The sequence below is a fragment of the Actinomadura sp. NPDC048394 genome (assembly GCF_040651755.1).
Lineage (GTDB): Bacteria > Actinomycetota > Actinomycetes > Streptosporangiales > Streptosporangiaceae > Spirillospora > Spirillospora montaniterrae.
In genome coordinates this window covers 1-7,231 of sequence record NZ_JBEZJL010000119.1, presented here as the reverse complement: position 1 = coordinate 7,231, position 7,231 = coordinate 1, and the positions used below count along the sequence as shown (strand labels likewise).

Genomic DNA, 7,231 nt, shown 5'->3' with positions numbered 1-7,231 from the left:
AGGGCCGACAGGCGCGGACGCGGCCGCGACGGCTAGAGGGAGCCGGCGGTCCTGTGGTCGTGGATGATCCGCATGGCGGCCTCGCGGTCGTGCGCGGCGATGGCGTCGACCAGGGCGGCGTGCAGTTCGTGGCGTTCCTTCAGGTACGGGGTGAGGGGACGCTCGCCGTCGGGCTGCACGGACCGGGTGTGGGCCTCGATGAGGTCCAGCAGGCTGGCGTACAGCGAGCGCAGCAGGACGTGCGGGCTGACCGCGGCGATCCGGGCGTGCAGCCGCCAGTTCGCGTGCACGAAGGCGGTGGCGTCCTCGCCGGCGGCGGCGGCGCCCATGTCGTTCACGATCTCGCGCATCTCGCCGATGTCGGCGCGCGACGCGTGCCACAGCGCGTCCTCGATCAGCAGCGGGTCGAGGGCGTCGCGGATCCGGATGGCCTCGGCGACGGAGGTCTGCTCGGCGTCGAGCGCCAGCATGGAGTTGCCGAGCCGGACCATGGGGGACTGCTCGGCGGCGAACAGGCCGCCGCCCGGACCGGGGCGGACCGCGACCAGCCCGCGGGCCTGCAGCAGGCGGAGCGCCTCGTTGAAGGTGGAGACCGAGACCCCGCACAGCGCCCGCAGCTCGCCCTTGGTGCCGAGGCGCGCGCCCGGCTCGGCGGCGCGGGCCAGTTCGGCGATGCGGTCGGCGGCCTGCTCGGCGCGGCCGGTGCCGGCCGTCCCGTCGGCGTGTACGGGCACCCGGTCCTCCTCTGCTGAATTCGTCATGCACATTAGCAGGCCGATCCCTTGACGCCCGACGAGACCTGCATGCATTATCGCCCTAATCATCATGCTGAATTAGGGAGTGCGGATGCGGATCGGGAACCTCGGCGGGCGGCTGGTCATCGTGCGCGACGGCCGGGCGGTGGACGTCGAGCAGGCGAGCGGCGGCAGGTTCGGGGCCGATCCGCAGGCCGTCTACGCCGACTGGGAGGGCTTCCGGGACTGGGCGGTGTCGGCCGCGCTGCCGGACGGCGTCCCGGTCGAGCCGTCCGAGCTGGGCGCGCCCGTGCCGGCGCCGCGGCAGGTCTTCGCGATCGGGCTGAACTACCGCGAGCATGCCGCCGAGTCGGGCTTCGACGTGCCCGAGGGGCTGCCGCCGGTGTTCACCAAGTTCGTCACGAGCATCACCGGCCCGGTCACCGAGGTGACGCTGCCGCCGGGCGGCCACACCGACTGGGAGGTCGAGCTGGTCGCCGTGATCGGGCGGCACTCGCGCGACGTCGCCGAGGCCGACGCCTGGGACCACGTGGCCGGGCTCATGACCGGCCAGGACGTCTCCGAGCGCGTCACGCAGCTCGCCGGGCCGGCCCCGCAGTTCAGCCTGGGCAAGTCGTTCCCCGGCTTCGCGCCGACCGGGCCGTGGGTCGTCACGCCCGACGAGTTCGACGATCCCGACGACCTGGAGCTGACGTCGGCGATCAACGGCGAGGAGGTGCAGAAGGGCCGCACCAGCGAGCTGATCTTCTCGGTCCCGCTGCTGGTCGCGCGGCTGTCGGCGGTGCTGCCGCTGCTGCCCGGCGACCTGGTCTTCACCGGCACCCCGGCGGGGGTCGGCCTCGGCCGCGACCCGCAGCGCTGGCTCGCCCCGGGCGACGAGCTGGTCAGCCACATCGAGGGCATCGGCGAGCTGCGCCAGCGGTTCGTCCCCGCCTGACCGCCTCCGGCTCCCACCCCCCAAGCCGAGGAGACACCATGTCCCTGCACCGCCTGATCTCGGTCACCATCGGCGTCCCCAACGTCGCCGAGACCGCGGACTACTACGCCGACTTCGGGCTGCGGCCCGATACGGGCGGCTGGTTCGGCACCCGTGACGGCGGGCGCCAGCTGCGCATCGTGCCGAGCCCGACCCGCCGCCTCGTGGAGATGCACATCGGCGCCGACTCGCCCGACGACCTGGGCGCGGCGGCCGCCCGCCTCGACCGGCTCGGCGTGGCCTGCGACCGGTCCGCGGCGACCCTCACCGCCGTCGAGCCCGTCACGGGGGTGCGGGCCGTGGTGGAGGCGACGCCCCGGCTGCGGCAGGAACCCGTCCCGCCCACCCCCTACAACGGGCCCGGACGGTTCGAGCGGACCGGCACCCGCGCACCCGGCGTCCTGCGCGAGGAGCCGGTGCGGCCGCGCAAGCTCGGCCACGCGGTGCTGGCGACCACCGACTTCGCCGCGACCACCGCGTTCTTCCGCGACGGCATCGGCTTCCGCACCAGCGACATCATCAAGGACGCGGGCGTCTTCCTGCGCTGCTCCACCGACCACCACAACCTGCTGGTCCTGGCCGCGCCCGTCTGCTTCCTGCACCACACGTCCTGGCAGGTCGACGACATCGACGAGGTCGGGCGCGGCGCGTCGGCGATGCTGGAGGGCCACCCCGAACGGCATGTGTGGGGCCTCGGCCGCCACCACGCCGGCTCCAACTTCTTCTGGTACCTGAAGGATCCGGCCGGCAACTTCTCCGAGTACTACTCCGACCTCGACTGCATCGTCGACGACCAGCTCTGGACACCCGAGACACTCGAAGGCGCCAAGGGGCTGTTCAACTGGGGACCGCCGCCGCCCCCGTCCTTCCTGCACCCCGACGACCTCGCCGAGCTCATGACCGGCACGCACGGCGCGGGGCGGTGACCGCGTGACCGAGCACGACGTCGCGATCGTCGGCTTCGGGCCCGTCGGGCAGCTGCTGGCGCTGCTGCTCGGACGCGCGGGGCACCGCGTCCTGGTCCTGGAGCGCCGCCCGCGCCCGTATCCGCTGCCCCGCGCCGTCCACTTCGACGACGAGATCGGCCGGATCTTCCAGGCGGCGGGCGTCGCCGAGCAGGTCCGCGGCGTCACCGAGCCCGTGTCCGACTTCTACGAATGGCGGAACCGGGACGGGCGCACCCTCGTCCGCATCGACTGGTCGGGGACGGGCCCCAGCGGCTGGCCCGTCGCCAACTTCTTCTCCCAGCCGGAGCTGGAGGCCGTGCTCACCGCCGCGGTCGCCGAACTGCCCGGCGTGACCGTCCGCCGCGGCCTGGAGGTCACCGGGCTCGACGACACCGGCGACCGCGTACGCGTCACCGCGCGGACGGGCGAGGGCGGCGACTCCACCTTCCACGCCCGCTACGTCGTCGGCGCGGACGGTGCCAACAGCTCCGTCCGCGACCGGATGGGCACGGACGTCACCGACCTGGGTTTCTTCTTCGACTGGCTCATCGTCGACACCGTCCCGCGCGACGAGCGGGAATGGTCGCCCATGAACTGGCAGCTGTGCGATCCGGCCCGTCCCACCACGATCGTGTCCGGCGGGCCCGGGCGCCGCCGCTGGGAGTTCATGCGGCTGCCGGGGGAGAGCCCCGAGGACCTCAACACCGTCGCATCGGCGTGGCGCCTGCTGGAGCCTTGGGGACGCACCCCGGAGAACACCACGCTGGAACGGCACGCGCTCTACACCTTCCAGGCGCGCTGGGCCGAGCGGTGGCGCGACGGCCGTCTGCTGATCGCGGGGGACGCCGCGCACCAGATGCCGCCGTTCGCCGGCCAGGGCATGTGCTCGGGCATGCGCGACGCCATGAACCTCGCCTGGAAGCTCGACCTCGTCCTGCGCGGCGTCGCCGGGCCCGGCCTGCTCGACACCTACACCACCGAGCGCCGCGAGCACGTCCAGCACGCGATCGGCATGTCGATGGCGCTCGGCCGGGTCATCTGCGTCCTCGGCGAGGACGAGGCCGCCACCCGCGACGACCGTATGATCGCGGCGGGCGCCGACCCGGCGCGCGTCCTTCCCGCCACCCCGCCGCCCGTCCTGGGGGACGGCGTCCTCCAGCGCGGCCCGGACGGGCTCCGCCGCGCCCGCGTCGGGCATCTCACGCCCCAGCACCGCGTCACCCGGCAGGGCAAGACCGCGTTGCTGGACGAGATCACCGGTGGCGGCTTCACCGTCCTGCTCGACGGCGCCGCCGCGGGCGACGCGCTGGACGGCGACGATCGGGAGTTCCTCCGGCGCATCGGCGCCGTGCTCGTCCCGCTCCACTCGCCGGACGATGCCGGGGCACCCGTCGACGGCTACACCGACACCGAGAACGCCTACCTGCCGCACATGAGGGAGCACCACCACATCGCCGCCGTGATCCGCCCCGACTTCTACCTCTTCGGCGCCGCGGAAAGCCCGACCGGCCTGCACGAACTCATCGGCCAGATGAGGGCGCGGCTCTCCGTTCCGACCGAGGAAGGGCGCGCCTCGTGACGAACGAAACGCCGCACCGCGTACCGGTACTGATCGCCGGAGGCGGCCCAGTGGGCCTCGCCGCTGCTCTGGAACTAGCCCACCACGGCGTCCGGTCGCTGGTCGTCGAGCCCCGCGAGGAGGTGTCGTGGCTGCGGCCGCGCGCCAAGACGACCTCGGCGCGGACGATGGAGCTGTTCCGCCGCTGGGGCCTCGCCGGCGCCGTGCGCGAACGGGCGGCCCTGCCGGTGGCCTGGTCCGACCAGGCCGTGTTCACCACGGGGCTGCTCGGCCGCGAGATCACGCGGTTCCACGGCTGCTTCGGCCTCGACCTGGCCGGCGACGACCTGGTCGCCGAGCCCGGCCAGCAGATCCCGCAGCCGGCGGTCGAGCAGGTGCTGCGGGAAGCGGTCGCCCGCTCGCGGCACGCCCGGCTGCTCACCGGCCGCACCGTCAGCGCGGTCCAGGAGGACGACGACGGCGTCACCGCGACCGTCACCGCGCCCGATGGCACCGCGCCCGACGGCACCGCGGAGCAGGTCCGCGCCGCCTACCTGATCGGCGCGGACGGCGCCTGGAGCACCGTCCGGGAGGCCATCGGCGTCGCCTACGAGGGCACCGCCGACGCACGCCCCAACTTCAACATCGTCTTCCGCGCCCCCGGCCTCGCCGAACGCGTGCCGCACGGGCCCGCCGTGCACTACTGGGTCCTGCATCCGAGCCGTCCCGGGCTCGTCGGCCGGCTCGACCTGCGCGACACCTGGTGGTGCATCGCGCAGGGCGTCACCGAGCAGGAAGGAGGCGCCGACCCGCTGGGGATCGTCCGCGGGCTCGTCGGAGCCGACGTCGACGCCGAGATCGTCGCGACGGACCCGTGGAAGGCGAAGATGCTGCTCGCGCAGCGGTACGGGACCCGCCGGACCTTCCTCGCCGGCGACGCCGCGCATCTCAATCCGCCGTGGGGCGGGCACGGCTTCAACACCGGCATCGGCGACGCCGTCAACCTCGGCTGGAAGCTCGCCGCCGTCCTGTCCGGGTGGGCGCCGGAGACGCTGCTGCGCAGCTACGAGCCCGAACGCCGGCCCGTCGCCGCGCGGACGATCGCCGAGGCCGCCCGCAACATGGCGACGCTCGCCCCCGAACTCGCCGACCGGCGGCTGGCCGGCACCGACGCCGAGTTCGCCGCCGCCCGCCCGGCCGTCGCCGAAGCCGTGCAGCGGACCAAGGACGCCGAGTTCCACAGCCTCGACCTCGTCCTCGGCTACACCTACCGGGGCTCACCGATCGTCGCCGGCGACGCGGGCGGGCGGCTCCTGCACCGCTGGCTCGCCCCCGGCGACTCCCTCTACGACCGTCTCGGACGCGGCTTCACCCTGATCGCGAACCCGTCCGCCACCGGCGCCGCGGCGTTCGCCAAGGCCGCCGCCGACCTCGGCGTCCCGCTCGACGTCCTCGACGACCCGTACACCACGGGCCTCCGCCTCGTCCGGCCCGACCAGCACGTCGCCTGGACCGGCGACGTCCCCGCCTCGCCGCCGGACATCCTCCGGCGGGCGGTCGGCCACCTCGACTGACACGCCCGAAGACGCGTCGACGCGCCCGGCTCGCGGCCGGGCGCCCCGTCAACGCTGCGTTCGGTTGCTCCTGCGCTGTCCGTTTCCGAACCCCGCGTGCACCCACCCCTGCGTAAGGAGATCCGATGTCCGCGACCCCTGAACCCGCCGCCGGAAGGCGGCAGGCCGGCGTGCTCGTCCTCGCCTGCCTCATCCTGTTCGTGGACGGCTACGACGTGTTCGCCATCGGCACCGTCGGGCCGAGCCTGCTGCAGTACAAGCCGTGGGGCGCCACCCACGACACCCTCGGGATGCTCGGCAGCGTCACCGCGCTCGGCATGCCGTTCGGCTCCGTCCTCGCCGGCTGGGCCGCCGACCGGCGCGGACGCCGCCTCCCGCTGACCGTCGCCGTCGTGTGGATCTCGGCGGCGATGGCGGCGGCGACGTTCGCGCCGTCCCTCGGCCTGTTCGCCGCCGCCCGGTTCTGCACCGGCGTCGGGATCGGCGCGCTCGCCCCGCTGGTCAGCGCCTACGTCACCGACGCCGCGCCGCCGCGGCGGCGGACGCTGCATCTGACCATCGCGCTCGGCGCCATCGGCGTCGGCGGCACCGCGTCGGCCGTGCTCGGCCGGCTCCTGCTGCCGGACCTGCACTTCCAGTGGCTGTTCCTGTTCGGCGCGCTGCCCGTCCTGCTCGTGCCGGTGATCTGGCGGATGAAGGAGGACGCGCCCGCCGGACGCCGCGGGCCCGGACGGGAGCGGACGCGCCTGTCCGAGCTGTTCACCTCCGGCAGCCGCCGCGCCACCGTCCTGTTCTGGTGCGCGTCCTTCATGAGCATGGCGCTCGTCTACAGCACCACGGCCTGGCTGCCGGCGGTGATGATGAAGTCCGGCTATGACCTGGGGTCGTCGCTGGAGTTCACCATCGCCTTCACGGTCGGGGCGACGGCCGGGAGCCTGGGCGGTTCGGTCGTGGCGGACCGGGGCCACCTCAAGCCGGTCACGCTCGGCGGGTTCGTGCTCGCGGCGGTGGCGCTGTTCGTCCTGAGCACCCCGCAGCCGCACGTGCTGCTGCTGGCGGTGTCGGCGCTGGCGGGGCTCGGCACGCTCGGCGGCCAGAACATGGTGATCGCCTGCATGACGGCGTTCTACCCGGCGCGGCTGCGCGGCACCGGGCTCGGGCTCGGGCTGGGCGTCGGGCGGCTCGGCGCGGTCGCCGGCCCGTCGTACGTCGCGGTGGCCACCGACCTGGTCACCTCGCCGAAGGCGGGGTTCTTCGCCTTCATGATCCCGGCGGTCCTCGGCGCGGCCCTGATCGCGGTCGAGACGTGCGCGTAGGCGGCGACGAGCGCGTCTCGGTGCTGCGGGAGCCGGAGCGGTTCCGCGGCTGGCTGTACGCGCTGGCCCGCAACGAGTGCATGCGGCGGCTGCGCGACCCGGACC

The 7,231-nt window shown here is 74.1% G+C and carries 6 protein-coding genes; 5 read left to right on the top strand and 1 reads right to left on the bottom strand.

The window, feature by feature from the left end:
* Window positions 1-32: 32 nt before the first annotated feature.
* Window positions 33-761 (bottom strand): FCD domain-containing protein, encoded by a 729-nt coding sequence (locus AB0C78_RS47350; protein WP_360761619.1) that lies wholly within the window; start codon window positions 759-761, stop codon window positions 33-35.
* 85 nt (window positions 762-846) lie between these two features.
* On the opposite strand from AB0C78_RS47350, the gene AB0C78_RS47345 reads away from it, so the two are divergent.
* The 5 genes from AB0C78_RS47345 (at window position 847) to AB0C78_RS47325 (ending at window position 7,126) form a co-directional block, all read left to right on the top strand.
* Window positions 847-1,692, top strand: coding sequence for a fumarylacetoacetate hydrolase family protein (locus tag AB0C78_RS47345; RefSeq protein ID WP_360761618.1), 846 nt, complete (start codon window positions 847-849; stop codon window positions 1,690-1,692).
* Between the two features lie 38 nt (window positions 1,693-1,730).
* Window positions 1,731-2,657, top strand: coding sequence for a VOC family protein (locus AB0C78_RS47340; protein WP_360761617.1), 927 nt, complete (start codon window positions 1,731-1,733; stop codon window positions 2,655-2,657).
* A gap of 4 nt (window positions 2,658-2,661) precedes the next feature.
* A complete protein-coding gene (locus AB0C78_RS47335; protein ID WP_360761615.1) occupies window positions 2,662-4,257 on the top strand; it encodes a bifunctional 3-(3-hydroxy-phenyl)propionate/3-hydroxycinnamic acid hydroxylase in 1,596 nt (531 codons plus the stop codon).
* Complete coding sequence (locus tag AB0C78_RS47330; protein ID WP_360761613.1) at window positions 4,254-5,810, top strand: FAD-dependent monooxygenase; 1,557 nt, start codon at window positions 4,254-4,256, stop codon at window positions 5,808-5,810. The genes AB0C78_RS47335 and AB0C78_RS47330 overlap by 4 nt, the downstream gene beginning before the upstream one ends.
* Before the next feature lie 125 nt (window positions 5,811-5,935).
* Window positions 5,936-7,126 (top strand): MFS transporter, encoded by a 1,191-nt coding sequence (locus tag AB0C78_RS47325; protein WP_360761611.1) that lies wholly within the window; start codon window positions 5,936-5,938, stop codon window positions 7,124-7,126.
* Window positions 7,127-7,231 lie beyond the last annotated feature (105 nt).

Excerpts from the sequence above, each read along its gene's own strand:
- AB0C78_RS47325 (WP_360761611.1), top strand. The coding sequence starts at position 5,936 with ATGTCCGCGACCCCTGAACCCGCCGCCGGAAGGCGGCAGGCCGGCGTG.
- AB0C78_RS47340 (WP_360761617.1), top strand. The coding sequence starts at position 1,731 with ATGTCCCTGCACCGCCTGATCTCGGTCACCATCGGCGTCCCCAACGTC.
- AB0C78_RS47345 (WP_360761618.1), top strand. The coding sequence starts at position 847 with ATGCGGATCGGGAACCTCGGCGGGCGGCTGGTCATCGTGCGCGACGGC.
- AB0C78_RS47350 (WP_360761619.1), bottom strand. The coding sequence starts at position 761 with ATGACGAATTCAGCAGAGGAGGACCGGGTGCCCGTACACGCCGACGGG.